Annotated in this window: 29 protein-coding genes, 2 tRNA genes and 1 pseudogene; 17 read left to right on the top strand and 15 right to left on the bottom strand. The window is 60.5% G+C overall.

The features are described 5' to 3' along the window. Positions 1 to 215 precede the first annotated feature (215 nt). The gene (gene tig, locus BRX37_RS10355; RefSeq protein WP_125986757.1) at positions 216 to 1,805 is read right to left on the bottom strand and encodes a trigger factor; all 1,590 of its coding nucleotides are present in this window, start codon (positions 1,803 to 1,805) and stop codon (positions 216 to 218) included. A gap of 63 nt (positions 1,806 to 1,868) precedes the next feature. Next, a tRNA-Leu gene (locus BRX37_RS10350) sits at positions 1,869 to 1,953 on the bottom strand. Between the two features lie 119 nt (positions 1,954 to 2,072). On the opposite strand from BRX37_RS10350, the gene BRX37_RS10345 reads away from it, so the two are divergent. The 3 genes from BRX37_RS10345 to BRX37_RS10335 all read left to right on the top strand — a co-directional run bounded on the left by BRX37_RS10345 (position 2,073) and on the right by BRX37_RS10335 (position 3,999). Next, entirely contained in the window at positions 2,073 to 2,273 is a 201-nt protein-coding gene (locus tag BRX37_RS10345; RefSeq protein WP_004207569.1) for a hypothetical protein, read from the top strand. Positions 2,274 to 2,444: 171 nt separating this feature from the next. Then, positions 2,445 to 3,050: an RNA polymerase sigma factor gene (locus BRX37_RS10340; RefSeq protein WP_004207570.1), complete on the top strand. Its 606-nt coding sequence runs from the start codon at positions 2,445 to 2,447 to the stop codon at positions 3,048 to 3,050. Continuing rightward, the gene (locus tag BRX37_RS10335) at positions 3,019 to 3,999 is read left to right on the top strand and encodes a FecR family protein (RefSeq protein WP_037511612.1); all 981 of its coding nucleotides are present in this window, start codon (positions 3,019 to 3,021) and stop codon (positions 3,997 to 3,999) included. The genes BRX37_RS10340 and BRX37_RS10335 overlap by 32 nt, the downstream gene beginning before the upstream one ends. A gap of 6 nt (positions 4,000 to 4,005) precedes the next feature. Here the strand turns inward: BRX37_RS10335 and BRX37_RS10330 are convergent, their stop codons facing one another. From BRX37_RS10330 to BRX37_RS10320, 3 genes are read right to left on the bottom strand one after another with little or no spacing between them, the layout of a single operon-like run. Next, entirely contained in the window at positions 4,006 to 4,707 is a 702-nt protein-coding gene (locus BRX37_RS10330) for an NAD-dependent deacylase (RefSeq protein ID WP_125986755.1), read from the bottom strand. A gap of 22 nt (positions 4,708 to 4,729) precedes the next feature. Further along, positions 4,730 to 5,029: a polyhydroxyalkanoic acid system family protein gene (locus BRX37_RS10325; protein ID WP_004207574.1), complete on the bottom strand. Its 300-nt coding sequence runs from the start codon at positions 5,027 to 5,029 to the stop codon at positions 4,730 to 4,732. 23 nt (positions 5,030 to 5,052) lie between these two features. Continuing rightward, positions 5,053 to 5,736, bottom strand: a complete 684-nt coding sequence (locus BRX37_RS10320; protein ID WP_125986753.1) for a fumarylacetoacetate hydrolase family protein — start codon at positions 5,734 to 5,736, stop codon at positions 5,053 to 5,055. A gap of 109 nt (positions 5,737 to 5,845) precedes the next feature. On the opposite strand from BRX37_RS10320, the gene dapB reads away from it, so the two are divergent. The 5 genes from dapB to BRX37_RS10295 all read left to right on the top strand — a co-directional run bounded on the left by dapB (position 5,846) and on the right by BRX37_RS10295 (position 8,188). Then, positions 5,846 to 6,610 (top strand): 4-hydroxy-tetrahydrodipicolinate reductase, encoded by a 765-nt coding sequence (gene dapB, locus BRX37_RS10315; protein ID WP_125986751.1) that lies wholly within the window; start codon positions 5,846 to 5,848, stop codon positions 6,608 to 6,610. Positions 6,611 to 6,614: 4 nt separating this feature from the next. Next, the gene (nth, locus tag BRX37_RS10310; protein WP_069338244.1) at positions 6,615 to 7,274 is read left to right on the top strand and encodes an endonuclease III; all 660 of its coding nucleotides are present in this window, start codon (positions 6,615 to 6,617) and stop codon (positions 7,272 to 7,274) included. Between the two features lie 78 nt (positions 7,275 to 7,352). Next, positions 7,353 to 7,739: a hypothetical protein gene (locus BRX37_RS10305; RefSeq protein ID WP_125986749.1), complete on the top strand. Its 387-nt coding sequence runs from the start codon at positions 7,353 to 7,355 to the stop codon at positions 7,737 to 7,739. Between the two features lie 75 nt (positions 7,740 to 7,814). Next, a tRNA-Arg gene (locus tag BRX37_RS10300) sits at positions 7,815 to 7,891 on the top strand. A gap of 90 nt (positions 7,892 to 7,981) precedes the next feature. Further along, entirely contained in the window at positions 7,982 to 8,188 is a 207-nt protein-coding gene (locus tag BRX37_RS10295) for a hypothetical protein (protein ID WP_125986747.1), read from the top strand. Positions 8,189 to 8,407: 219 nt separating this feature from the next. Here BRX37_RS10295 and BRX37_RS27610 read toward each other — a convergent pair. The 5 genes and pseudogenes from BRX37_RS27610 to BRX37_RS10265 all read right to left on the bottom strand — a co-directional run. After that, positions 8,408 to 9,496, bottom strand: a pseudogene (locus tag BRX37_RS27610) (recombinase family protein); the annotation flags it as partial. Positions 9,497 to 9,522: 26 nt separating this feature from the next. Continuing rightward, complete coding sequence (locus BRX37_RS10280) at positions 9,523 to 9,723, bottom strand: hypothetical protein (protein ID WP_125986745.1); 201 nt, start codon at positions 9,721 to 9,723, stop codon at positions 9,523 to 9,525. 60 nt (positions 9,724 to 9,783) lie between these two features. After that, the gene (locus BRX37_RS10275) at positions 9,784 to 11,289 is read right to left on the bottom strand and encodes a hypothetical protein (RefSeq protein WP_125986743.1); all 1,506 of its coding nucleotides are present in this window, start codon (positions 11,287 to 11,289) and stop codon (positions 9,784 to 9,786) included. Beyond that, on the bottom strand, positions 11,286 to 11,501 hold the full coding sequence (locus BRX37_RS10270) for a hypothetical protein (protein WP_069335775.1): 216 nt from the start codon (positions 11,499 to 11,501) through the stop codon (positions 11,286 to 11,288). The genes BRX37_RS10275 and BRX37_RS10270 overlap by 4 nt, the downstream gene beginning before the upstream one ends. Beyond that, the gene (locus tag BRX37_RS10265; RefSeq protein ID WP_125986741.1) at positions 11,498 to 12,127 is read right to left on the bottom strand and encodes a hypothetical protein; all 630 of its coding nucleotides are present in this window, start codon (positions 12,125 to 12,127) and stop codon (positions 11,498 to 11,500) included. Before BRX37_RS10265 ends, BRX37_RS10270 begins: the two co-directional genes overlap by 4 nt. Positions 12,128 to 12,454: 327 nt before the next feature. Here BRX37_RS10265 and BRX37_RS10260 point away from each other — a divergent pair, with 327 nt between their 5' ends. The 5 genes from BRX37_RS10260 to BRX37_RS10240 all read left to right on the top strand — a co-directional run bounded on the left by BRX37_RS10260 (position 12,455) and on the right by BRX37_RS10240 (position 17,480). Then, positions 12,455 to 15,175, top strand: coding sequence for a hypothetical protein (locus BRX37_RS10260; RefSeq protein WP_125986739.1), 2,721 nt, complete (start codon positions 12,455 to 12,457; stop codon positions 15,173 to 15,175). A gap of 168 nt (positions 15,176 to 15,343) precedes the next feature. Further along, positions 15,344 to 15,877: a hypothetical protein gene (locus BRX37_RS10255; protein ID WP_125986737.1), complete on the top strand. Its 534-nt coding sequence runs from the start codon at positions 15,344 to 15,346 to the stop codon at positions 15,875 to 15,877. Continuing rightward, positions 15,874 to 16,239 (top strand): hypothetical protein, encoded by a 366-nt coding sequence (locus BRX37_RS10250; RefSeq protein ID WP_125986735.1) that lies wholly within the window; start codon positions 15,874 to 15,876, stop codon positions 16,237 to 16,239. The genes BRX37_RS10255 and BRX37_RS10250 overlap by 4 nt, the downstream gene beginning before the upstream one ends. 168 nt (positions 16,240 to 16,407) lie before the next feature. After that, a complete protein-coding gene (locus tag BRX37_RS10245) occupies positions 16,408 to 16,887 on the top strand; it encodes a hypothetical protein (RefSeq protein WP_318276660.1) in 480 nt (159 codons plus the stop codon). Next, positions 16,884 to 17,480, top strand: a complete 597-nt coding sequence (locus BRX37_RS10240; protein ID WP_125986733.1) for a hypothetical protein — start codon at positions 16,884 to 16,886, stop codon at positions 17,478 to 17,480. Before BRX37_RS10245 ends, BRX37_RS10240 begins: the two co-directional genes overlap by 4 nt. 147 nt (positions 17,481 to 17,627) lie before the next feature. Here BRX37_RS10240 and BRX37_RS10235 read toward each other — a convergent pair whose 3' ends face one another. The 3 genes from BRX37_RS10235 to BRX37_RS10230 all read right to left on the bottom strand — a co-directional run bounded on the left by BRX37_RS10235 (position 17,628) and on the right by BRX37_RS10230 (position 19,090). After that, positions 17,628 to 18,095, bottom strand: coding sequence for a DUF6998 domain-containing protein (locus BRX37_RS10235; RefSeq protein ID WP_206434146.1), 468 nt, complete (start codon positions 18,093 to 18,095; stop codon positions 17,628 to 17,630). A 2-nt stretch (positions 18,096 to 18,097) separates the two neighbouring features. Then, positions 18,098 to 18,223, bottom strand: a complete 126-nt coding sequence (locus tag BRX37_RS27265; protein ID WP_318276659.1) for a hypothetical protein — start codon at positions 18,221 to 18,223, stop codon at positions 18,098 to 18,100. 78 nt (positions 18,224 to 18,301) lie between these two features. Further along, positions 18,302 to 19,090 carry a transposase gene (locus BRX37_RS10230; protein WP_125986731.1) on the bottom strand — a complete coding sequence of 263 codons (789 nt, stop codon included), beginning with the start codon at positions 19,088 to 19,090 and terminating at the stop codon, positions 18,302 to 18,304. A 183-nt stretch (positions 19,091 to 19,273) separates the two neighbouring features. Here BRX37_RS10230 and BRX37_RS10225 point away from each other — a divergent pair, with 183 nt between their 5' ends. Further along, positions 19,274 to 19,519 (top strand): hypothetical protein, encoded by a 246-nt coding sequence (locus BRX37_RS10225; protein ID WP_019052496.1) that lies wholly within the window; start codon positions 19,274 to 19,276, stop codon positions 19,517 to 19,519. 255 nt (positions 19,520 to 19,774) lie between these two features. Here the strand turns inward: BRX37_RS10225 and BRX37_RS10220 are convergent, their stop codons facing one another. Beyond that, entirely contained in the window at positions 19,775 to 22,021 is a 2,247-nt protein-coding gene (locus BRX37_RS10220; protein WP_125986729.1) for an AAA family ATPase, read from the bottom strand. Positions 22,022 to 22,115: 94 nt separating this feature from the next. Continuing rightward, positions 22,116 to 22,760: a RipA family octameric membrane protein gene (locus BRX37_RS10215; protein WP_125986727.1), complete on the bottom strand. Its 645-nt coding sequence runs from the start codon at positions 22,758 to 22,760 to the stop codon at positions 22,116 to 22,118. Positions 22,761 to 23,086: 326 nt separating this feature from the next. Between BRX37_RS10215 and BRX37_RS10210 the strand changes: the two genes are divergently transcribed. Genes BRX37_RS10210 through BRX37_RS10200 form a run of 3 tightly spaced genes read left to right on the top strand, consistent with a single transcriptional unit; the run spans position 23,087 to position 25,916 of the window. Then, the gene (locus tag BRX37_RS10210) at positions 23,087 to 23,404 is read left to right on the top strand and encodes a hypothetical protein (protein WP_125986725.1); all 318 of its coding nucleotides are present in this window, start codon (positions 23,087 to 23,089) and stop codon (positions 23,402 to 23,404) included. A 53-nt stretch (positions 23,405 to 23,457) separates the two neighbouring features. Further along, positions 23,458 to 24,690, top strand: coding sequence for a TolC family protein (locus BRX37_RS10205; protein WP_125986723.1), 1,233 nt, complete (start codon positions 23,458 to 23,460; stop codon positions 24,688 to 24,690). Positions 24,691 to 24,710: 20 nt separating this feature from the next. Further along, the gene (locus BRX37_RS10200) at positions 24,711 to 25,916 is read left to right on the top strand and encodes an efflux RND transporter periplasmic adaptor subunit (protein WP_318276658.1); all 1,206 of its coding nucleotides are present in this window, start codon (positions 24,711 to 24,713) and stop codon (positions 25,914 to 25,916) included. Positions 25,917 to 25,927: the final 11 nt, after the last annotated feature.

Genomic DNA, 25,927 nt, shown 5'->3' with positions numbered 1-25,927 from the left:
TTGCATAAGCCCTCCGCGATCAGTTCATCGCCTGATCCCTAGTTTCGGGCCTTCATCAGAATATATTGCAGCGCAAAAATAAAGATCAGGAAAAGCGCGTATGATCCCGGCGTTCGCGCCGAGGGCTGATCGCCAATCACCCGCGCGCCCATGCAAAACGCCCGCCCTTCCCTGTGGGGGAAGAACGGGCGTTCCGATTTGCTGGCTGGAAAGGCTTACTCAGCCTTGGCAGCGGCCTTCTTGGCGGGAGCCTTCTTCGCCTTGGGCTTTTCCTCGGCGGCAGCGTCCTCAGCCGGGGCTTCGTCCTTCTTGGCGGCAGCCTTCTTGGCCGGAGCCTTCTTGGCGGGCGCTTCCTCGGCTACGGCTTCGGCCTCGGCGGGCTCGGCCTTCTTCTTGGCAGCGGCCTTCTTCGCCTTGGGCTTTTCGTCATGGTCATGGCCGCAGCCCGGACCGTGGACGTGGGGCTTCAGATCGCCATCTTCGGCTTCGATCGCGGCTTCCAGTTCCTCACGGCTGACAGCGCGGTCGCTGACTTCCGCCTTTTCGAACAGGAAGTCGACGACCTTGTCCTCATAGAGGGGCGCGCGCAGCTGGGCGGCGGCCATCGGATCCTGGCGGACATACTGCACGAAACGCTCACGGTCCTGCGGGCTGTACTGCTGGGCAGCCTGCATGATGAGACGGTTCATTTCATTGTCCGAAACGACGACATTGTTGGCCTGGCCGATTTCCGACAGCAGCAGGCCCAGGCGCACGCGGCGCACGGCGATGCCGCGATAATCTTCCTTCTCGGCTTCCATTTCGGCCAGAGCCGCTTCCGGATCGGCTTCATGGCTGGCTTCATGCTGAAGCTGCTGCCAGATCTGGTTGAATTCGGCTTCCACCATGCTCGGCGGAACGTCGAAGTCGTGCGAAGCGGCGAGCTGGTCGAGCAGCTTGCGCTTCATATAGGTGCGGGTCAGGCCGTTATGCTCCTGCTCGATCTGGCCCTTTAGCAGATCCTTGAGCTGGTCGAGACCTTCCAGGCCCAGCGACTTGGCGAAGTCGTCGTCGAGCTTGGGCTTGTCGGCGTTCAGCACCGACTGCACGGTCACGTCGAAGGTCGCGGCCTTGCCGGCGAGGTGCGCGGCGCCATAATCTTCGGGGAAGGTGACTTCGATGGTCTTTTCTTCGCCCTTCTTCACGCCGCCGAGCTGCTCTTCGAAGCCGGGGATGAACTGGCCCGAACCGATCTTCAGCTTCACGCCTTCGGCCGAACCGCCTTCGAACGCTTCACCGTCGACCTTGCCGACGAAGTCGATGACCAGCGTGTCGCCGTCCTTCGCCTTGTGGCTGCCGGCATATTCTTCCAGCGCGCCCTGCTGGGTCGCGATGCGGCCGGCCTGTTCCTCGACCTGCGCGTCGCTGACTTCGGCAGTCAGGCGCTCCAGCTTCAGACCGTCGATGCTCGGTGCTTCGATCACGGGCAGAACTTCCAGTTCCACCTTGACCTGTGCGTCCTTGCCGAACTCGAAGCTTTCGTCCAGCTCGACCGAAGGCTGCATCGCGGGACGCAGCTTCTGATCGGCGATCAGCTTCTGAACGCTTTCCTGGATGGAATTGTTGAGCGCGTCACGCTGCAGGCTTTCACCATGCATCTTCTTGACGAGGTTCGCCGGCACCTTGCCGGGGCGGAAGCCGGGCATGCGCACCTGCGGCGCAATCGCCAGCACTTCCTTCTCAACGCGGGCGTCGATATCCTTCGACGTGATGGTCACGGTGTAGGCGCGCTTCAGGCCCTCGTTCAACGTCTCGACAGTCTGCATCTCTTCTCTCAAACGCTTTCTTAGCTGAATCTCGTTGGCGCCGGATCAAGCCAAGCCTGACACTGGTGCGGGCGAAGGGACTCGAACCCCCACATCTTGCGATACCAGAACCTAAATCTGGCGCGTCTACCAGTTTCGCCACGCCCGCATCGGTCGCCGGTCGGCGCGGCATAGAGAAAAGCATTGGCGAGAGCAAGGGATATGGATGCATTGGTGGAACCGGCGTCCTTGCCCGCGCGTAGCTTCTTCTTTGCAGGAGAGCATAGCATGGCCACCCAGCCCGATCCAGCGCCCGACACCCTGCCCCCGCCCGACCGGATCGAACCCCAGTCGCCGCCCGAAACGCCGCCGCCCGCGACTCCGGACGAGACTCCGATCAACGAGCCGCCCGAAATCATCCCCGGCGAACCCGATTATGACCAGCCCGACAGCGCGCCGGACGAGGTTCCGCCTGACATAATTTCGTAACCACGCAACAAAAGAAGGCGCCCGAAAACTTTTTTGCAACAGGGTGGAACTTTTTATGGCGGATTACGGAATATGCGTAATCACGTGCTGGACACCCCCCGGAATCCATGATTGAAATGTGACAACAAAAAGAAATTCAGGAGAGGCGCGCTGACATAAAAGGGGGTCGACGTGCATAGGGTTCGCGCCAAGCTAGAGTGGTTCAAGACCGTGATTTTGCCGCAGGAAGCTGCCTTGAGGGGCCGCCTGCGTCGCATTTTGCCCTCTACCCACGAGTTGGAAGACATGGTCGCAGAAGTTCTTGCCCGTGCCTATGCCACGGAGAACTGGGAAAATGTCACCACCGGGCGCGCCTATCTCTTCACCATCGCCCGCAACCTCGTCATCGACACGGCCCGCCGCAACAAGGTGGTGAGCTTCGAGACGATTGCCGATCTGGAATTGCTGGGCGGCGAAAACACCATCGAGGCACAGCTCCACGCCCGCGAGGCGCTCCGCCAGGTCGAGGCGATTGTCGATTCGCTGCCCACCCAGTGCCGCCGCGTCTTCATTCTTCGCCGTATTCACGAAAAATCGATGCTGGAAATAGCGGAGGAAATGTCTCTGTCCGTTTCTACTGTTGAAAAACATCTGGCCAAAGCGATCGGCATAGTTATGCGGGCCTGGGCAGAACGTGAGGAAACGGATTTCGAACGTGCAGGCGTCGGGACCAGGTTCAAACAGCGGGGACAGGGACGCGATCGCGTTGGAAGCCGCGCGCCTGCTGGCCAGGCTTAACAGCGACCCTACTCCCCAGGACGAAGACGAGATATGTGCGTGGATCGAGGCCGATCCGCGCCATGGTGTGGCCTTTGCCCGCGCCGAAGCCGCCTGGGACGCGGCCGAGCGGCTGAAGAGCGCCGCCGCCGAAGTCAATCTGCCCCCGCTCGAAGCGATCGTCAGCGAGGAACAGCAGCGCCGCCTGTCGCGCAACATCATGATTGCCGCCGGCATTGCCATCGCCTTCTTCATCGTCGCCGCGATCGTCACCATCCGCACCTTCAGCGGCGTGGATCGTTATGAGACGGCAGTGGGCCAGATCCGCGACGTCGCACTGGCCGACGGCTCCATCCTGCACCTCAACAGCAATAGCGAGGCGGAAGTCCGCTTCACCGACATCGGCCGCAAGGTGCGCGTACTGAAGGGCGAAGCCTCCTTCGACGTGGCCCATGACAAGGGCCGCCCGTTCGACGTGGAGGTGCGATCGGCCCAGATCCGCGCCGTCGGCACCGCTTTCAACGTCCGCATGCGCCCGTCAGTGGTGGAACTGACCGTCACGCAAGGCACGGTGACGGTCCATTCGGGCAATAGCGGGCTGGAAAAGGTCAGCGCCGGCAGCGGCGCCGTGATCCAGTCGCGCAGCATCGACCTTACCCATCTCAGCCCCAAGCTGATCGACCAGCGCACTGCCTGGCGCGACCAGATGGTCGAGCTGGACGGGGAAACGATCGAGCAGGCGGCGAGCGAGTTCAACCGCTATCGCCGCGCGCCGATCCTGATCGGCGATGCGCGCGTCTCCTCACTGCGGGTCGGCGGGCGCTTCCGCGTCAGCGACAGCAAGGAATTCCTGTCCGCGCTGCAACTGAGCCTGCCGATCCGTGCGGTGAATGGCGAGGATGGATCGGTGATGCTGCTTTATCGCGATGAACCCGATGGCGCCGACATCATGGCGGCACCCAGCGAATAAGGCCGGTCAGCCGAGCAGGTCGCGGACCAGCGCGGGTACAAGTTCGCTTGCCGGGCCAAGCCGGCTTTCCTCGAAATAGCTGCTGCCCGCCGACGGATCGAGATTGAGCTCCAGCGTGCGGGCGCCATAATGGCGCGCCATCTGGACGAAACCGGCGGCCGGATAGACCGCGCCCGACGTGCCGATCGACACGAACAGATCGGCCTGCGCCAGCGCTTCCTCGATCCGCTCCATCTCATAAGGCATCTCGCCGAAGAAGACGATGTCGGGCCGCAGGCTGGGCGCGCCGCAACCGGCGCAGGCGCTGCCGGGCGGCAGCGGATCCGCCCAGCCCACCGCCTTGCCGCAGGCGGCACAGAGGGCGGACTTCAATTCCCCATGCATGTGGAGCAGCCGGCTCGCCCCTGCCCGCTCATGCAGGTCATCGACATTCTGGGTGACGATCAGCAGATCGCCCGGCCAGGCGCGGTCGAGCGCGGCCAGCGCATCATGCGCGGGATTGGGCGCCACCTCCGCCAGCTTCGCCCGCCGCTCGTCATAGAAGCGATGCACCAGCGCCGGATTACGCGCCAGAGCTTCGGGCGTGCAGACATCCTCCACCCGATGCCCCTCCCACAAGCCATCCGGCCCGCGAAAGGTGGCAAGCCCGCTCTCGGCCGAAATACCCGCGCCGGTAAGGATGACAATATTGCGAATGTCGGTCGGCATGGCGGCACCTCGGCAGGCAGGCTTACGCCTTGGTCAGCATCTTCTGGGCACTGGTCTTGATGAAGTCGGAGATCGGCCCGGACATCATCTTGAGGAACATCGGGATCGACACGGTGCCGCGCACCTTGTCCTCCTCGATCAGCAGCTTGACCGGAATGGTCTGGGCCATGGCCGAAATTTCCATGTCCAGCGCATAATCGGACGGCCAGGTCGCGGTCATGGTGCCGCCGCCGGGGATATGCTGTTCCAGCTTGGGCAGGCCCTGCTCCACCCGGCGCTTCGCTTCGTCCCGGCCGAGGTCATGGGGAATGTCGATATCCATCCTGTTTATCCTTGTTCTGAAGGTCAGTTCTGAAAGGCGATGTCGAGCGGGGCGAGGCCGGCAATGGTCGCCTGCACCGCCTGGCCGGGCGCGATCGGGCCGACGCCGGCAGGCGTGCCGGTGAAGATCAGGTCGCCGGGCGCCAGTTCCACATAGGTGGAGAGATTGGCGATGATTTCGGGCACCGACCAGATCATGTCGGCCAGGTCGCCCGACTGGCGCGGGTCGCCGTCGATGCTGAGCGCGATGGCGCCGCTGGCCGGCGGCGTGCCGGGATGGATCGGGCCGATCGGCGCGGAGCGATCAAAGCCCTTGGCCATGTCCCATGGGCGCCCCGCCTTCTTCGCGACCGCCTGCATGTCGCGGCGGGTGAGGTCGATGCCGACTGCCCAGCCATAGATCAGCGCCAGCGCATCCTCGACCGAGACATCCGTGCCGCCCGCGCCCAGCGCAACCACCAGTTCGACCTCATGATGCAGATCCTGCGTGCGGGAGGGGAAAGGCAGCAGCGCGCCATTCTCGACCACGGCATCGGCCGGCTTGGTGAAGAAGAAGGGCGGCGCGCGATTGGGATCGCCACCCATTTCGCGCGCATGTTCGGCATAATTCTGCCCGACGCAGAAGATGCGACGGACGGGAAAGCGATCGGCGCTGCCGTCGATCGGCAGGGTCGGAACGGAGAGTCGGGGAAGATCGAGCATGGCCATCTCTTAGCCATGGTCGGTCGCCTTTCCCAAGAAATTCATGGTGCCGGATGACAAAGGGTCGCCGCTCTGGCATCGCGCGCTCACTTATCTTCAAGGAACGGATCAGGGCATGACCAGCATCGGGATTTTCGGCGCCGCCGGGCGCATGGGCCGCGCCATTGCGCAGGCCGCGGCGGAGGCGGGACTGACCGTGGCGGGCGGCACCGATCGCGACGGCAGCGGCGAGTTGGCGCCGGGCGTCGCGATCACCAGCGATCCGCAGGCATTGGCACAGGCGGCCGATGTGCTGATCGACTTTTCCGTGCCAGCCGCGCTTTCCGCCAATCTCGACGCCTGCATCGCCGCGAACAAGCCGGTGCTGATCGGCACGACGGGGCTGGAAGCTGAGCATCATGCGCTGATCGACCAGGCGGCGGTCCGCATCCCGGTGCTGCAGACCGGCAATACGTCGCTGGGCGTCAACCTGCTCGCCGCGCTGGTGGAAAAGGCCGCCGCCAGCCTGGGCGACGATTGGGACATCGAGATCGTCGAGATGCATCACCGCCACAAGGTCGACGCGCCGTCGGGCACCGCGCTGCTGCTGGGCGAAGCAGCGGCGAAGGGGCGCGGCATCGCGCTGGCCGACCATAGCGAGCGCGGCCGCGATGGCATCACCGGCGCGCGGGCGAAGGGCGCGATCGGCTTTGCCGCGCTGCGCGGCGGATCGGTCGCAGGCGACCATCAGGTGATCCTGGCGACCGAGGGCGAGCGGATCGAACTGGGCCATCGCGCCGAAAACCGCAGCATCTTCGCGCGCGGCGCGATCAAGGGCGCAAGCTGGCTCGCCGGCCAGCCGGTCGGCCGCTATGACATGAAGGGCGTATTGGGGCTCTGATGCCATGAACAAGGGCCAGATCTTTGACTTTTTCAGCCGCCTGGCAGAGGCCAATCCCGCCCCGGTAACGGAGCTGGAATATGGCAATGCCTATCAGCTGCTGGTCGCGGTCACCCTGTCTGCGCAGGCCACCGATGTCGGCGTCAACAAGGCGACCCGCGCCCTGTTCCGCGAAGTCGAAACGCCCCAGCAGATGGTCGATCTGGGCGAGGATGCGCTCAAGCAGCACATCAAGACGATCGGCCTGTTCAACACCAAGGCGAAGAATGTCATCGCCCTGTCCGAGATATTGGTGCGCGATTTCGGCGGTGAGGTGCCGCAGGATCGCGACGCGCTGACGACCCTGCCCGGCGTCGGCCGCAAGACCGCCAATGTCGTGCTCAACACCGCCTTCGGGCAGGAAACCTTCGCGGTCGACACCCATATCTTCCGCGTCGGCAACCGCACCGGCCTGGCGCCGGGGAAGACGGTGCTGGCGGTCGAGGACAAGCTGGAAAAGCGCGTGCCCCAGCCCTTCCGCCGCGACGCCCATCACTGGCTGATCCTGCATGGCCGCTATGTCTGCAAGGCGCGCAAGCCCGAATGCTGGCGCTGCATCGTGTCGGACCTGTGCCGCTTCAAGCCCAAGACGCCGGAACCCGGCAGCGTCGCGAAAGCCGCCTGATCGCGCCGGCCAGCGGTGCTAGGATCGGTACGGAAATCAGCTCCGCGAATCGTCTTGTCAGCACGAAGGAGAGAGACAATGTCCATCCGCCCCATTCTCACCGCCGGCCTGCTGCTGGCCTGTGGCCTGACGCCTGCTTTCGCCAAGACCAAGGACAAGCCGGATCCCTATGTGCCCAGCGGCAATCCGGTCGATTGCATCTCGATCAGCCAGATCCGATCGAGCAGCGTCCGCGACGATCGCACCATCGATTTCGAGGTGAGCGGCAAGAAGATCTACCGCAACACCCTCCCCAACAGCTGCCCCAGCCTGGGCTTCGAACGGCGCTTTTCCTATCGCACCAGCATCTCGCAGCTCTGTTCGGTCGACATCATCACCGTGCTGTTCAACGCCGGGCCGGGCCTGCAACCAGGTGCCAGCTGTGGCCTGGGCAAATTCCAGCCGATGGTGAAGGCCCCGAAATAAGTTTCGGGAACAGGTGATTTTGTGGCTGGCGCGGTTCGAAGCCCTTTGCTAAGCGCCCCTTCTGACCAGCGTCATGCACCCATAGCTCAGCTGGATAGAGCGTTGCCCTCCGAAGGCAAAGGCCAGTGGTTCGAATCCACTTGGGTGCACCATTTCCGTTCAGCTTTGGGCACCAAGGCTTTCGGTGCCTGTGACGCGATGACCGCTCGTTCGAGCATGTCATTGCGACCCAAGATTCGGATTTGGCGGTTGCCGACTTCGACGCGGTCGACCAGCAATTGGACGTACTCACGGCGCAGCTTCGGATCCGAGCCTCGCAAATTTTTATCGAGAAGCTGGCCAAAGGCAGCGATAATGGCAGGAGTTATCCTGCGGTCGCCTGCTTCGAGTTGGCGTTTAAGAACAGCCAGATCGGCTTCTGTGCTGGCCCGCTGAGCGCGGATATTTGAGAGTTCGCTGGCGATCTGCGGGTCCTCAGGGCTGCAGATACCGGCTCTGACGAGCTTGATAACTCTGGCGCTTTCACCTTCAAGCTGTGTCAGTTTCGCTCGCAACCGTTTCAATTCGACCTGGCGTTCAGCGACGGCGGTTTGCGATCGATCCAGCCAAGTCTGCAACAGAAGGTTCAGGCGGTCAGGGTCTGTCAGATGTTCACCAACAGCATCCACCACGATTTCGTCGAGTGTCGACATAGGGATGCGGCGGCCTTTGCAACTCTCGGCACCCTGCTTTACCCGTGCGGCACAAGCATAATAGCGATATTGGCCAGATTTGCCTGTTGCGGTGCCTAAACCCCCGCCGCAGCCATCGCCATTGCATCCGCAAACGGCGCGACCAGTCAGAAGATTGGTGTTCGTCTTCTGCGCAGCCCCGCCCATCCTGGGATCGCGATCGGCCATCTGTTTTTTTACAGCGTAGAAAACATCCTCGGACACGATAGGCGGGACCGGGATTGGCACCCACTCGTTCTCGGGACGCTCTTCACGCGTGCGCGAGTCGCGGCGATTGAACATGACGTATCCGCAATAGGCGGTGTTGGTCAGGATATTATGGACGTTGGAAACGCTAAACCGCTTCCCGCGGATCCGTTCGCCCCGTTGATTCAGTAGCTGGGCGAGTTTCGTGATGCCGACGGGGCCATCCTCGTTTCCATGCAGATATGTCTCAAATATCCAACGGATGAGGTCGACCGTTTCAGGATCATGTTCCAACTTCTTGCGGTCCTTGCCGCGCGGTTGCGGAACAACGTAAGTGCGGAACCCAAGCGGCGGGGTCTGACCGTTCCAGAACCCGTTGACGGCGTTCGCGATCATAGTTCTGCGGACATGCTTGCTGTTTTCAGCTGAGTGGTATTCGTCGAAAATCGCCAGCATCGACACGGCCATGTCCGATGCGGGATCATCGCCAAAATTCTGCGTAATCGAGACAATGCGGATTTTTCGTCGGCGCAGGCGTTCGCGATACTGCATGAAATCCAAGGCATTGCGAAACAGGCGCGACAATGAATGGACGAGGATGATGTCGACAGGGTGATCGTCGGATTCAGCCAGAGCGATCATTTCGCGGAAGGCGCGGCGCTCGTCATCAGTGGCGCTTCCGGCCTCGGAGAAAACCCGTACGCATGCCGCGTCGTTTTCTTGAATCCAACGCTCTGCGCTGGCAATTTGATCGGGCAGAGAGAGGTCGTTCTTCTCCTGCCTGGTGGTCGAAACCCGAGCATAAACGAAAACGCTCTTGCCCTGAAAATCGTTCTGCATGCGGCCCTCTGACTGACCGCAACTTTTCAGTTTTCGAAGAGTGCGGCGATTTCGAAACCGAGGAGACGTTCCAGGAAAGCAACCTCATCTTCAAGAACGAAATTAGAACATATGAGGTCGGTTTGCACCTCATAATCGCTTCGTCGAGAGGTTTTTATGATGGGTTCGGCGTTGCTCGCTGAGCTGCCGCCAGACACCTTTCCACAGAGTTTGACCGGTCTCGCCATGGTCTATTCCATGGCGAGATGCCCGCCACCGCTCTGCGCGACCCATGTGCACTTTCTGATCTATCGGCTCAGGCGGACATCAGGCAGCACATCGAGCAGATAGAACGTTCTGCGCTCATCATTGATATCACCGGAATGGTCCGCATTTACGCGCGGTCCGATCGTCGATAGCCACGCGATCGCGGCATCGACCGATTTCACACCCTGATTATCAAACGACTCAATTGCAGTGCGGCGACCCGATTTGGCGCCGAAAGCTGAATCCTCGAGGATAACCCGGCGATATGAATCCAGCAGGAGCTTGATATGATTTTTTGCGCCGCGCGGCATTTTGCTTTTGTCAAAACCGGGCAGCTGGCCATCGAGATTATATGGCAATTGTCCTGTGCGAGCATGTTCCGTGGCGGCATGCTCGAACGCTTGACCCAGAAAAATAGCAGAATGCAAAAAACGGCAAATGCTTACGGCGGAGCATTCCAGTGGGGACAAGCCTGAATATCGGGCAGTCGTGGCCAGTTTCTTTGTTAGGTCTACGGTTTTCCTGTTGCCATTTTTATCACTTGATCCTTCTATTGAGACTGGCATCGATGGAAAGAGATGGGGCGAGGAGGCCAGCTTTTCGCGCGCAAATTCGACAAAATGATCCAGCTGCCGACGGAGCTTGACACGCATACGCCACGGCATTTTTGCCAGTCTGGCCTCGACTACGGGGGCCAGCGTTTTCGCAATGCTCCCCTTTGGCGTGGCATATCGTGGTTTTGGAACTGGTTCTCCCGGTTTCCTGGCAGCAATGCGTTCGCATCGGTGCGCGTCCCGTTCAGGACGGGTCATGTAGCCGCTGAGGCATTTTTCTGCCGTCTCGGCCACTTTCTTGAAGACCCTGGTGAGTCCGCTCGCGCGGATATAGCCTTCAGCTGGTGCAACAAGTCCGTAGGCGGGCTGCACTAGGGCCAACTGAATATCTGCGATCGTTGACTGTACATCGCGTGCGTTGAAAATCAGCGTCTGGACCAGAATGATATCGAGGCAGGCCTTGATCGTAAGGCGACCAGGTGGGCCGGATTTCCGCATATGCCAAAGAGCGCTGCGGTGGTGGCCGGCCATAACCCTGAGATAGAAAGATCGTTCTTCCGGATCTGCGGATTGCTGCAGCCGCGACAGCGTCGCCGAATGGGCGCTAAGTTCAGGTGCATTGCAAAAATCGGTCCACGTCTTCTCGACGAGTGCGATTAGCGTCGCATCCAGCCCTGCATGAATGAGCTTTTCATTTGCGAGCCGCACCGAGTAATCCGGGCTCTCGATCAGGTTGCGCGGGATGGGGAGTTCACGCGCGCGCAGCGCTGCCGGTGGCAGTGTACGCAGATCATCTACTGAAAGATCATACAGCAGATCGTCGAGATTTTGCGCTGGACAGCCGTTGTGCTCAAATTCCTGCTGCTTATCGGCAAGGTAATATTCGAACCTTGACGGGTTCGGTATCGACGTTACCGCAGAGGCAAGCTTATGCAGGTGCACTAGATTTTGTGTGCGCTTTTTTCGTGGCGTACCGGGAGTCTTCTTTTTCATTTCCAATCCCGCAGCTTCGCGTCGAGAGCCTCCAGTTCACGGGACGCCTGTGCCAGAATTTCCTCGTACTGATTCACTTCGATCTCGAATGCATCTATGTGGCTATCCTGCAGGATCCCTGCCGCATATGCCTCCTCGACCAACTGTTCGGCCTCGATGCAGCACTGTCGCTTTTGGTCGAGGCGTTCCAACAATTCGTTAAGCCGATTCATGATTGTTCCTTTTTTGCGAAGCGTGGATTGCCGCCAACCTTGCGAAGCCATTCGAAGGCCTCTCCTCGGGTGCTCACGATGGGCGGATCAAAATCGAAGGCCCGCACGGCCTCGGAAATGAGGTAGATTTGTCCGCGAGTCGGCGGCTTACGGCGCCAAGCTGCTCTTTGGTTTTGGGCTGCTTTTGACTGCGCGAAGGACTCAACTTCGCTGACGTACAGCGCGCGGTTCCATTCCCATCTGAGCTTCGCCCCCTCGTCACGAAATTTTTGCGCGAGGATCGGGTCCAAGAGAAGCTGATTAAAGACATCGAGAAGGCTGGCGCCATCGTCGATGACCGAGAAATGAAGCAGCGTAATGGTATAATGAGCGTCCGCGAGTAGCCCCAGGAGTGCCAGGTCATCGAGTTCGACGAACCTGCTCGACAGCACAGAAAAGATCGAACCTAGCCGATACTTCTGTGTATCGTCGCCGCCGGGCTTCTTGTCGCCGCGGCGTTTGCCGGCTGCTGCGGCAAGCCGATTGAGCTCGCCCAACTCGTCGTCGATCTGCGACAGCCGTCGATCATACTCTGCAGATCGTTGCTGGAGGCTGGCGGCCAATGATTGTGCGCGGCTTGTGCTCATGCGCATCTCGTGCCGTATTCAGGCGCGGCACGCTGCGCGACCCATGTGCACTATTTTTCGACAGAGCACGGCCGGCGATCATCGTACCTGACGGGCGACCCATGTGCACGTTACGACCAGCATGACTTGCTGAGCCTGAGCGCGACCCATTCGATGGTTTTCTACAGAGGCTTAGAATGTGCGCATGGGTCGCGCATCCACCACCATTAGGGCCGTTTAACAGGACGAGAGAGAAAGGGGGGTGGTGCGCGTAAAAGTGTTGTTTGGCCAACGGCCAACAACACGGACGACCACCCCCTTTCAACAACCTCAATTCAGACGGTTCAGATGCTTCGCCCAGTTGCCGATATCATTCGCCAAAATGAGCAGATCGCGGCCGGATGCGCAGCAGTCCGCAGCGCGCGCAACCGCGCCGCCCGCGAGCGTCGGTCCGCCCTGGAATCCGCCAGCCTGCTGAAGCTGACGCTACTGAAGCGGTTCCGAGAAGATCGTGAGCTCCAGCAGCGGCTGCGTTTCCGGATTCGAGTCGCGGAGTCTGAACGACCGCGAATATCGGATCGAGCGGCGCGTAATTTGTTTCACCGGCCCGCGAATGGGCTGCGTTCCTTCACCTGGTTTTCGCCGTCACGACATCGGAAACATGGATCCCGCTCGCTTTACATCCAGTGGAAAAGTCGCGGTTTGTGCGGGGGGCGCGGGAGAGCGTGGCGGCCGGGTGAAGCCAGCCGTTTTGCCCGCTACATAACGCGCGAGGCAGCGCTCGAATCCGGCGAAGAGGGTTGGTCCAGCAACATCGGCGCCGATCGTACGGAGATCACTGCGTTCTGGCGCGCCCTGGAGCAGGTCGAGCAGCTCAATCGCGCCAACGCCAATGTCTACATCAGTGTCATCGTGCCTCTTCCACACGACCTGACCGCAGCGCAGCGCGTGAAGCTGGTCGACAGTATTACGCAGCCGCTGGCGGCGCGTGACGTACCATTCGTCGCTGCGCTTCATACGCCAGACGCCGGCGGCGACGCCCGGAATTTTCATTTGCATCTGCAGATCGGCACCCGCTTCGTGACCCGTAATGATGCCTACGACTGGGATTTCTCCGCGTCGACGTGGTCCGATCTGAACACTCCCCTGGGCATCAGGCTCATGCGCCGCCATTTCGTTTCTCAAATCAACCATGCGCTGATCGGGGCAGGTCTGTCGCCGCGATATTCACATCTGACGCGGGCGGAGCGCGGAGAAACCCCGGGGCAGCAGAAGCGTGTTCGCGGAGGTGATGCCCGGCAGAAGGCTCTGGCGGACGACAAGGTCAAGATTGCTCGCCTTGCCGACGTCGTGGAAAAGCTATCAGCCCACGCGGCCAATCTTCTCAACCTTCGACGAACTATGGTTCAGGCCAATGAGCGTCTGGCGGCAAGGGGCCGCAGCGATGCACTGGCACTGCATATCGCAGAGCGTCGACGGCTGCGCGGCGAGGTCAACCGCGCTCAGGTCAGGGTGCAAACTGGTCAGTTGTCCAGGATACACGCGGTCGCCTTGCAGAAACTTAACAGCTGGCGGCGAGCCGGCTTGCAAGGGCGCGCCATGTTGGCAGCATCTAATGTCGTGAAACATTCCAACTTCGCTGAAAGCTTGAGAAGTCGTCTGGCTGCGATGCAACACGCCTATCGTGTCGGACAAGCGCTGAGCCAAGGTGCAGAAAGGTTGGAGGCTGCAACGAGAAGCCTGTCACATATCCAAATGCGTTTTGTGCAAAGCGGCGCAGCTATTCGATTAAAATTGGATGGGCACAAGGCGGTGCTCGAGCGATTGCGCGCGCGGCACCAATGTAACAAGCTGCAACTGAGCTGCCTTTACGCGCGCCCGTCTTTGAACAAGCATAGATATGCCGCAGCTGCCTGGCGCGGTCTGATGAACATGAAAGCGGCTCGCACAGCCGGTGCCAGCAGCATCTTGGCCCATCGCCGCGAGCTCGCGCGACAGCGAGAGGTCTGTCGTTATTTTGCGGCGAAGAATTTCCTCGGTTCCGCGAGAAAGCAGCCAGCCGAATTTCGTGGCCGTCTTGGCGACTGGCGTGAGCTTGCAACCCAGATGAGCAGAGTTGCGACGTGCAAAGATACCCTCGCTGCGCATGGCAACTGGTCTCGGGAGCTGAAAAGTACCTTGGCGGCTCATCGAGGCAAGCTTCGGCTGGCGGAAATCGCAGCCATTAATAATCAGCGGTCGATAGATCCACAACGCCGTGCTGCCATCAAGGAGGCGGCAAGAGCCCTTGAACAGCGTGCCTATGTTCCATTGGTTCGCACTGCAGCTGGGCTTTCCATTCATCCTGCGCATGAGCACGATCCAGCCTTGCGCGCTGCGAACTTCTTTGAAGCAGAGCCGGAAATCCAGCATGCTTTCCGCCAAAAGTGGCAGAATCTTATGACTGCGTTGTCCCGCCTCCATGTCGGTCGTGAGAACAGCCCTGTTTTCCAAAGGGAGGCAGGGTTAGCACCTGCCGGCCTATCTGCCGATATGCAGGCCGCCGTTGAGCCGGTCCTTGCAGATGCTGATGTCCAAACGGCACTGCAGAAGTCATTCAATCTTTGGCGGTCCCAACAACTCGCGGCTGAGCGTGAGCGTGAGGCTCAGGATCGTAATATAAAGCAGAAAAGGGCCGAGCGCATCAGGGCAATTAATGATGCTCTTTCAGAACTTGAAGAGCGGTCCGCCAGAGATGTCATATTCAAGCAAGAGTTTGATAAGATCGGCCATGAGCTCAATGCAGTTGTGAAAGCTCTGGCTCATTCAAAATTGATTTGCCGTCTTGATGGTGGGCGATTTATTTTCCATGCCCCCGACATTAATGTTCGGTGGGCCACTCGCGAGCTCGCCTTGACGCCTTTGGGCAGGCGAACGTTGAACCTTCTGATTAAGGCAGTCGAACCCACTGACGATGGGGGCTTGGGCTGGTCGTCATGGCAAGTTGAATTGCCGCCGCGCGTCGTCGCGAAAGGGCCTGCGGCAGATCAAATTGGCTGGCCAATGGATCGCGGCAGAGGGCGTGAATGATCCCTCCCGCGCCGGATGCAATTGCACTGCGCATTGGTATCCGGCGCCGACGATAAAGGAAGTGCGAAGCTTGAAGAGCAGCAGGTGGCTGCAATTACTGAAATGAAAATCTGAACCTCACCCTAGCGGACGCAGCCGCCGCTGGGTGGAGAGAAAGAACCCACCTCAATGATCTATGTAAGTGAAGAAGACCGCAGGCGCAGCGCGCTTGCGAAAAAAGCCGCTCGCGCATTCGCCGGCATGGTCGGCTGGGCGCCTGAACCCTGCACATCGATAATGCCGCCCGTTTTGGCGGACTTTGACTATGTGGACCGCGCCAACGTCGTGATGGTCCATTGGCGCAAGAAGCTCTCGCTCACCGCGCTCATCAAGGCGGTTGCCGAATGTCGGACTGACCTCGTCCTTGTCGAGCCGAACCATGCGCCGGGAGCGCAGGCGACCATGTATGTGACGCTCCTGCTGTGTCGCAACGGTGAAGTCCAGGTCATCTCGGGCCTGCGCCTGTGGCTTCAGGCCCCCGGCGATTCGATCCACCTCGTCACAGCCCCGGATAGCGGCGACGAAATGCGGGTTTTCACGGTCGATCAAAGCGGCATTCATCCGCTGCCAACTCTGCCTTGGTCAAGCGCAGAAGGGGAAAGGCTCGGTTTCTGGATCGCCAAGCGCCACTGGCAACTGGCGACCGGAGGGCATTACGCATGACCCAGATCGATAACCTCCGATGGCTGGACCACCTACCGACCGGCTGGTCGGCTCTCTACCAGGACTTCCTGGCCGATCTCGCCGCGAATGACATCCCAGTGATTGTGGTGGAAGTAAAAGAGAAATTCGGATCGCTTCGGATTCATCTTGAGCCCAAGGTTCCAGAGGCAAGGCCTTACATCATCGCTGCCGAGGAGCGGTCGAAGGTGACCTGCCAAAAATGCGGTGATCCGGGTGAATTGCTGATGCGCAATCGCATCGTCGCCACGCTCTGTCCGGCCCACAGCGGAGGTTTTTCCAGGCCGGCCGCACCGCCAGTGGTCACGGTCTACATCAAGTCTCCGGATCGGAGCGACGGGTAGGCGCCGCTGCTGCGGCGAAAGCCAAGTTTGAAGTGGCTCAGTAGCTGAGCGAAATCGAATGAAAAAGGGGCAAGGCGCGGCACCGCTCGGCTGCCGCGCGCTCTAGAAGTGAAAGTCTCTTACATGCAGAATATCCTTACACCGTGCTCCGCGGGGAGCGCGGGCGGCTTGCCGTGGATCAAGCCCGCTCCGCATCGTGCCATCATGATGTTGGCGTCGAACATCGGCGGACCGATCGATATCGCGCCCGAGCTGCGTTTCCCCGGCACCCAGCACGCGGTGTTTCTGGGAGGCGCCAATCTCCTGCTTGCTGGCACGAGGGCCGGAGCGGAGGTCGGATTGTACGACTTCGGTGCGGTCGCCAAACGGCATGGCATGGACCTGTTGCTGGCGCGGTTCTCTGGCCCGACGGCGACATACGATATCTACCGTTTCGACACTGACCAGTGGTACAGAGACTATCGCCGCGCATGGTTCGAAGATCGCCTGTGGTTTTGCCCGCCCGGCGATATCGATCAGCCATTTATTCTCGCCCACAGGCGCGGATTGCTGTTCGCCCCGCACGCACCTTTCCCAGATGCCCGGCGGTTCGAAGCAGACCTTTCCCCGGCGACGCAGAGCGGCACGCAATGGCAGGAGGCCGCATGAGCAAGGCCAAAACGAAGCCCGCCACGGCAGACCGGCCAGACGAGCTGTCCTGCTTCCCGCTGGACCCCGCTGGCGACGGTAGTTTCAAATACCTCCGCTACTTCTACAAGCCCGGTGCATCCCGCGCCGGTATCATAGAACCGGTCTTGGCAAAGCTGACACCCGCCGGGCACAAGGCCGCGCATAACGACCTGCTGCTCCCTGATGCGGCAGGCGGCGAATATATGGACCTTTGCTATCTGCTGCAGCGCTATGATGCCATGCTGCCTGCCGCAGAGCGGAATGGGTTTGCCCAGTTTACCCTGAGATTGCCGCCAGACCAGCCACCACATCGGGGATGGGAGCAGGCGCGAGCCTGGGTCCGATCCTACTTTGTCCGGCAGGAACAATTGGCGGCGCTGATGATCCTCCACCTACCATATTTGGCGGGTTCACCGAACGCCAGTCACATCCATATCGTGCTCCCGGCACGCAGACTGACAGTAAATGGTTTTACCGGCCATGCCCGCGATATCATCTCGGACGGTGGCTGCCATAATGCATTGAACGCCTGGCTCAGCTTTCAGCAGGAAACTGGCTCATGCGCGAAGTGACCATGATCAATCCGCCGGGTGGCAGGCGTTAGGCGTAGCACGAACCGCGTCGCGAAAGGCGTATTCGGCGACCCTGTAAGAGTGGTTCGGGCCGTCCCTGGGCCAGCAGGCATTGGGCCTGCTGGCTATCGTTTCTCTCGAACGTCATCAGATCGGAGCGGGCCTAACGAGTGCGAGGCGTTGTTCGTTGGCGATGGCGGCGTCCAGGCGGGTGAGGTGTGCGAGGCTGATAGGGCGCTGGCCGTTGCTCTGGATGCGGCCGGCGTTGCTCCATGGGTGCGTTCCGGGGCCGTTGTAGACGACGCGGACGTTGGCGCCGCGGGCGCGGTGGAGGACGAGGAGGTGGTCGGGTTCGTGGCGGATGGCGACGGTTCGGCCTTGGGTGAACTTGATCTCCACGCGGCGGCCGTCGGGGCACAGCGCGTCGTGCGCCATGGTCGACGCGGGATTCAGGGTGAGGTCGAACATGTAGGCGGCGATGACCTCGCCGATGCTGCCGACGAGGTGTCCGTCGAGCGTGAACTTGCGGCCGGGGAACAGGGCCTCAAGGCGCTCGGCGGAACCGTAGAGGGAGTCGAGCAGGGTTCGAACCTCTGCCCAGTCGACTTCAGGCATCGTTATGCGAGTTCCAGTTCCCGCGCTTCCGTCGGTTCGATCGCTTCGTGAAGGATGGCTTCGAGCAGGCGCTGGCGGGTTTCGTCGCCGGAGGTGAGGCTGGATTCCAGTCGGTCGCACAGAGCCATGAGTTCGTCGACTTTCGCAACGATGCGGCGTTGCTCGGGGACTATCAGGAATTTCGTGTGCGGCGAGGCGGTTGACCATCAGGCCGTCATGACCCTGATGAAACGTTCGCCGAAGAGCACGGCAAATTGCGCCTTCGCCATGTTCCATTCGCGCGGTGGCATTTTCCACTCTTTTTCCGATCGGTTCAAGATCAGATAGAGCAGCTTGGTGGCGGCCTCATCACTGGGGAAATGGCCCCGGGCACGAACAGCGCGGCGAAGCTTGGAGTTCAAGGCTTCTATCGAATTTGTGGTGTAGACGATCCGCCTGACCTCATCAGGAAAGGCGAAAAATGGGATGACCTCGGGCCATGCTCGACGCCAACTCTGGCCGATGGCGGGATAGCGCTGCCCCCAGAAGCTTGCTTCGAAGGCTGTCAGCGCTTCCTCGGCGGCCACTGCCTCAACGGCACGGTAGATGGCTTTCAGAGCCATTCCGAGCGCCTTGCGATCCTTCCACGCGACGAAATCCATCGAGTTTCGCAGCAAGTGTACGATGCATGTCTGGACCATCGCTTCGGGGAAGCGCCGCTGGTATTTGGCGATCAGCTGCGGATCGAAACTGCCGGCTTGATCGCGCGGCACCTCGATCTCGATCCGCCCGCTGTCGGTCGTCACCGTCTTGCGACCATAGCCATTGCGGTTGTTGCCGACCTGGTCATTGTGCCCGAGATGATGATCCATCTCCGCGTTGAGGGCCCGTTCGGCAAAAGCCTTCTTCAGGGAATCGAGCAAGCCGCCCTGGCTGAGCGCCGCCGCCGCGTCAGTGCCGGCCAGCAACTGATCGAGAATGTCGTTCGGTATCGAGGGTTCTTTCCGTCGTGACATATTGGGTCTCCTTGTTGCCCATTATGCCTCGCCGCACACGAAATTCCTGATAGTCCCCGTTGCTCGGCAAGAGGTGGGATCGGTACCAGGAATTCGCCGTAGTCCGATCCCTCGATCCGGCAGGTACCGTGGCTCGACCGTTGAACCCGCATCAGCATTTCGGTGATCTCATAGCATCACGGCATGGAATTTGACCCGCAACCCGAACTGATTGAATCCTCTCTCTGCCGGTCCATCGAACAGGCGGGCGTACGGCTGACCATCAACATCGTGCGGCTCGCCACCGAACGTGGCTGGTCCCTCGAGGTCGTCAACGAGCACGGCACCTCGACGGTCTGGGACAATCTATTCCCCACCGACCGCGATGCCGATGCTGCATTCCGCGATGTGCTCGCTCAAGAAGGCGTGGAGGCCTTCCTCGGCAAGTAAGATGCCAAATCCCCCAGCAAACCGTCAGTAGCCGCGGTCCTCACCGGATGCGTACACCACGTCTGTGGATGCCCCGAAAGAAGCAAGCGGTAAATGAGATCTGGTACGTAGTTAGGTGCTCTCGTCTGTCCGGCCTCGGTATGCAGCATAAGGCTGTGGGTCAGTATGGGAGTTTGCGGACCGGATCCAAATCGGCTTTGCGCGCTTTGTTAGCGCTTCGCCATTCACTGGTTTTCCGACCTCGTCTGCCATAGCCTAATAGCTGCCGACGATCGCCAGGACCTTTTTACAGTGGGCGCGGAGTTCGCCGGGAACGGGGGGTGTGCCGCCGCCATGCATATTCGGGCGAGTATACTCGTTTAGAGAGAAGAGATCGCTGACCGTTCCCGCCATCGGATCGCTTTCGCCGGCTCCCTTGATCGCACTGGCCATTTCAAAAATCTGCGCCTGATCTCCGAACCGCCCAGGGAAGCGCAAACGCAGATAATCTTCGAGAAATGGCCGGATAGCCTGATGGATGGTGTTAAGATTTTGCTGTTTGAGCACTGTCTGATGCGTCGCGTACTCGCGTATCATCTCATGCTGCTGGACATAGAGAGACTTCAATTCATCCGTGCTCGACCAAGCTGCCAGCGCGCCGACCCCAGCGTCGCTGCACTGGAGCTGAAACGTACGGGTATTGGTGTTGTCCGCGTTCTTTTCGATAAGCTGAAGGAAGCGCGGATCGTGCGAAAGGACTATGGTCTGGCACGCTTTACCCGACAGGGAGCGGATGTAACTCGTCGTTTGAAACTGACGGTCCATATCCTGGCTACTGAAAGGATCGTCGAATACGACTACCGCATCGGCTAGCGACGGGTCAGCATCGATCTGCGCGAGGAAGAATGCCAGCGCGAGGGTACTCTTGTCACCTGCGCTGAGGACGGTTTTGAAGCTTGGCTCAGTCTCGGACTTTTCGGCGGCTTTGATCCGGTTCGTGCCCAGTTCGATGGCAAATTCGGTGTTGGGCTCACGACCCACAAAGCTGGTCTTGGCATCGACCACGCGGAAGCTCGCCCCGAAATTCGACAGGATGGCGTTTACGGCGGTTTGGCGTGCGGCCATCGTCATCGTTGTATAGTTTTTGAGGGCGTTCTGGGCTTCGGCCTTCTCAGCCTTGATTTCGGCGAGCCGAGTTTCCGCGCTCAAACAATCTGCGACCGCAGATTTGACCGGTTCGGTCAATCTCTCTGCCATGGCGATCCACTTTGCAAGGTTCGCCTCTGCTCTTGGCACATCCGCGTTGGCTGTCTCGTCACGTGCTTGGTCGATCACGGCACCGCACGCAGCAACGCGCTCATTGTAGATCGACAGCAGCTGCAGGGAATCGCGGATCGGCCCGGCATCCGAGCCAAACGCAATTGGTTCGAGTGGGTTCTTCCGCTTGGCGACGACAAGGGATTTCAGGTGCGTCAGCGCAGCTATGACTGCGCTGCTTTCATCCTTTGACAGCCTAGGAGGGGTAGGAATCTCACAAAGCTTGGACCAATATGCAAAGTCCGCGTCGTTGGTCGACAAATGCTGGTTTAAGCGCGCAGGCGACAAGGCGTCGAGATCGCGGTCCAGTTGATCGATGCGTGATTGGAGAGCTTTGAACGCGTCGCTGAAATAGGTGCCGTAAGCCGTTACAAGTGGAACGTGGGTCGTGTCTTGGCCGCAATAGGGGCACTCCCGATCAGAAGAATGGCCAGCCCCATACTCGAGCCAGGCCAGTCCACGATCGCCCAGAACCTGCCGGGCAAGATGCTGCTGAACTAGAGTTGTAGCTGCTTCGCCGACGCCCTCGAGCCCTTCGCTAAGAATGGCCTCAGCCTGCGCGAGTGAGCCGAGTGCAAGAGCGGGAGGATTTCGCTTCTGCTTTACGACAGCAGCTTGTCGCGCGAGCTCGAGCTTCTGCGCCTGAGCCGCGGTCCTCGCCTCAAGGTCATCGGGTACGTCGGCCTGACAGAACCCGAGCAGATCATTGGGGGCGAGGCCCCTACAGCGAGCAAGAATGATTTTCCCTTGCGCTTTCTTGGAATCGTCAACGTCGCGCTGTTCACGATCCAACGCGTTGACCTTCTCGGCCAGTGCGACCCCTTCATCGCCGAGAACGACAGGAAGTAGGCTGCGTTTGTTTTCGCGCGTTACGCTCTCGCCAAGATGCAGATTCTTCGACACATATTCGAGATCGTAGATATAAATCCTGCCGGGGCAGGCGTTCCAGGTGCCAGCGCTGTAGGCGATCGTAGCACCGGACGCCCAAAGCGAGTCCACACGGGAATCGTTAATCGCGCCAAGACGTTTGCGAGAGGTGATGGGGTGGGGGCTGCCATCCGCAGCCGATCGTAGGATCGAACACAAAGTGCTTTTTCCGTAGCCGTTGCGCGCAAAAATCAACGACAGTCGGGCAAATGCCTCGGCCTTGTGGGTCAGCTTTGCAAAGCGTCCGATTTCCTCAACGGACCTAAATCTATGGAGCATTGTCCCCCCTTGCGTAAGTCAAGCTCGTACGCATCTCTTCCAGCAGCGGCGCAGCGCAATGGAGCTGAACACCCATGCGGCGACGAGTTCCCCGTCAGCAATCCTCTAATTTTTGCATAGTTCGACGCATAAAGGCCCGACCACGCAGTTTGGATTTCGTGTTATGCATCAACCGCTGCATCCCCAGCGCGAAAGCAACCGCGGGCAGGCTGATCTGTAGGGTGATGGCATGAGCCGGCCGCAACTTAAGAAGATCGGGCCAAACAAGAACAGCCGCGGCCACCATGAAGATTGCGATCCAGCCCGCGAAAATTACCTGCAGGAAACGCTCGTTTACGCGACTGACGGAATATTCAAGCCGCTTCTCGACTAAAGCGGTCACGTGAAGCTTCCCTTCTACTTCGGGCTCCAGGAAGTCCACATGGGCCTCCCAAATGGCTTGCCAAAACTTCGAGCCTTTGGCGGTCAGGACTCCGGTCCAAGCGGCAAGAGCGCCAAGGACTGAGACGACGAGGATAAGCGGCGCGTTGACACTGGCGCGATTGACGCTGAGTGCGAGAGCCGCGAAAGCCACAATTTGAAAGCCCCAAAAGTAAGTGGACCGTTTCCAGTAATTCTCGATTTCCAGTTTCCTGAGTTCATGCGCGCGATTGAGCGCAGCCTTGTGGGCCGCACTTGCTTCTCCGTCGGGAAAGGAGAGTTGGTCAAAATACAGCTGCCTAGTTGCTTTATCATCCATCCTGCATTCTTAGAGCAGCCGAAGTCGCGGCGATAGTGGATTAACCAGAGCCCCCGGTGAAGGGAGGCATCCACCGCATCAGTTCACACTAACCGATCTGTCCAAACGAAGGTCCGCATCGTCGACTGTCGACCAAACCAAGTCATTCAGTTCCGCTCCATCGAACGCCCGGATCGGATGGAAGCGGACGATCAGATGGCAGATGAGCGCGGCGGCTGCCCTTTTTAGATCTCGGGCAAACTCAGCAAGACAGTACCCTCCATTTGATCGTGGGCGCGTTGCCCACACCGCGCGCATCTGCTAACCGCTGAGGCATGCGTCGCCTCATGGCACTCCTGATCATGCTCACATTGATGTTGTCGCACGGCAGCATGGGAGAGGCCGTGCCGCATTTCGATGATCATGCCTCGCACGCTACGATGCACCAAGCCGATCTCGATGCCCATCACGCCGATCCAACTCAGCCTGATGGGGACAGGGACGCGGGTCATGCGACCCATGTTCATGTCGCGTTCGATGTTGCCCGCGCCGATATGGTCGAAGCCATGGCATTCGTCGCCGCACGCTCGCTTACCGCACCGACCGATACCGTTGCCCTGCCATCGCGTGGCGTAGCGCCACTGCTCGAGCCTCCCGCCGCCTGATCTTTGCCATTCCGGCGCCTTTGGCGCCCAGGTGATGATCAGGGAGATATTTCATGCTTTATCATGTGCGCGCTGCCGTTGTGGCAGCAGCGCTTGCGTCGGCCGCCCCCGTTTGGGGTCAGGTGCTGACGCTCGACGACGCGATCACGCGTGCCATCGACGCGTCGCCAGACGGCGCGGCCGCAACGGCAAGGCTCGACACATTGGATGCTGCTCGTGCGGCAGCCGATACTCGGCCCTCAGGCGCCATTGACCTCCTGGCTGAAAATCTCGGCGTGGGCGGACCAGAGCTCAATCGCCAGATTCAGGTGGGAGCGACCTACAATCAGGTCATCGAACGCGGTGGCAAGCGATCGGCTCGTGTGGGCGTCGCCAGCGCTGAAATGGATATTGCTCGGGCCGAGGCACTGGTCCGTCGTCTCGATACGGCAACTGCAGTGCAGCGCCTCTATATTGAAGTCCAATCCAGCGAGGCGGCCATTACGATTGCGCAGGAGCGTATCGCGATCGCCGAGCAACTGGTACGAGAAGTCGGACGCCGTGTCGCTGAAGCACGCGATCCGCTTTTCGCTGGAACGCGAGCCCGAACGCAGTTGGCAGAGGCCAAGGTCGACCTCGAACTGGCGCAACACGCCCGTGATGCTGCCTTGACCAGACTTGTCGGTTTGTGGGGTGACAGCGCGCAAGGCATCGCTGTCACCAAGGCCGACTTCTTAGCGGTAACGGAGGCTTCCGGCGCCCAGGAACCGGCGGGAGTCGACTTGGCGGTGTTCGAAGCCAGACGACGCCGAGCTGATGCACAACTGACGCTTCAGCGCGCCAATGCTCGCACGGATCCGACCTGGTCGGCAGGCCCACGCTACATCGGCACTGGCGATGTAGCCGTGGTTGGTGGGCTCTCCATCCCGCTCGGGAACAAGGCGCTCAATCGCGCGAACATCTCTCGTGCTGAAGCTGAGGGCCGACAGGTCGAGGCGGATCTTGCCGTCGAACGTTACAAGAAGCGGCAGCAGATCGGACACGCTGCCGAGCGGGTCACGGAGACGGCTCATGAAGTCGAGCTGATCCGAGACAAGGTGATCCCGGGCGCAGAGCAAACGCTCGCCCAGGTGCGTGCCGGCTATAATCGTGGCGGGTTCACCTTCCTCGACGTGTCGACCGCCCAGACCGCTCTTCATGACGCGCGTGTCCGCATGGTCCGTGCCGCCACCCTTCATCACGAGGCCCGCGTCGATCTCGACCGCCTCACCGGCCGCTTCGCGCCGATCATTCAGGATGCCCGCTGATGCGCAGACTTGCCCTCGCCATGACCTTCGCCCTGCCACTCTCCGCCTGTGGAGGCGCTGACACTGGCGGATCAACCAAACATGAAGCCCCCGCTGCGGATTTCGAACGCGGCCCGCACAACGGACGCTTGCTCCGCGATGGGGACTTTTCGCTGGAAGTGACGGTGTTCGAGGACGGTATCCCGCCCGAATATCGTCTCTACGCCTTCCTCAACGACAAACCGGTCGCGCCGAAGGACGTCCAGGCGCGCGTGACAATCCGCCGCCTGGATGGCGAGACCACGACGTTCAGCTTCCGTCCCGAGCAGGATTATCTGCGGGGCAACGCCACCCTGGTCGAGCCCCACAGCTTCGATGTGTCGGTCTCCGCGACATCCGGCGGCAGCCACCAATGGACATTCCAGTCCTATGAGGGCCGTACGACAATCGCGCCCGAAGCTGCGAAGGCGGCCGGCATAGAAACCGCGATTGCCGGCCCCGCCGAACTAGGTGAAGGCCTGGAGATTGTAGGCCGGGTCGAACTGGATCCCGCAGCGACCGCACAGGTCGGCGCGAAGTTCCCGGGGCCGGTCATGGCCGTCTACAAGAATGTCGGCGATCGGGTAGCCAAGGGCACATTGTTGGCCCGTGTGGAGAGCAGCAACTCGCTGCAGACCTATTCGGTCTTCGCGCCGATCGCCGGCGTCGTAACCCAACGCAGCACCAATGTCGGTGATGTCGCGGGTAGCACGCCGATGTTCGTCATCGCCGATCCCTCGCGAACGGTCGCGACTTTCCCAATCTTCCCGCGCGACATCGAGAAAGTGCGGCCGGGGCAAGCTGTGCAGATACGACCGCTCGAGGGCGCCAGGTCGCAGGGTTCGGTCATCCGGGACTTCCTGCCGTTGGCCGAGGTGCAGACGCAGGCCGTCACAGCGCGCGCTGCACTGCCCAACCCGAACGGCCTATGGCGTCCAGGCATGGCGGTGCGCGGGACCATCACGGTCGACCAGAGCCGCGTGCCGCTCGCAGTACGGACCGAGGCGATCCAGCAGTTTCGCGATTTCCGCGTGGTCTTCGCCAAGGTCGGCAACACCTATGAGGTGCGGATGCTCGAGCTGGGACGCGAAGGACCGGAGTGGACGGAGGTGCTGGGCGGTCTGAAACCCGGCACCGTCTACGCCGCGAAGAACAGCTACGTCATCAAGGCCGACATCGAAAAGTCCGGCGCCAGCCACGACCACTGAGGGATCATCAG

This window comes from Sphingomonas sp. S-NIH.Pt3_0716, from assembly GCF_003950715.1.
GTDB lineage: Bacteria > Pseudomonadota > Alphaproteobacteria > Sphingomonadales > Sphingomonadaceae > Sphingobium > Sphingobium yanoikuyae_A.
This window is presented reverse-complemented; position numbering and strand designations above follow the sequence as displayed.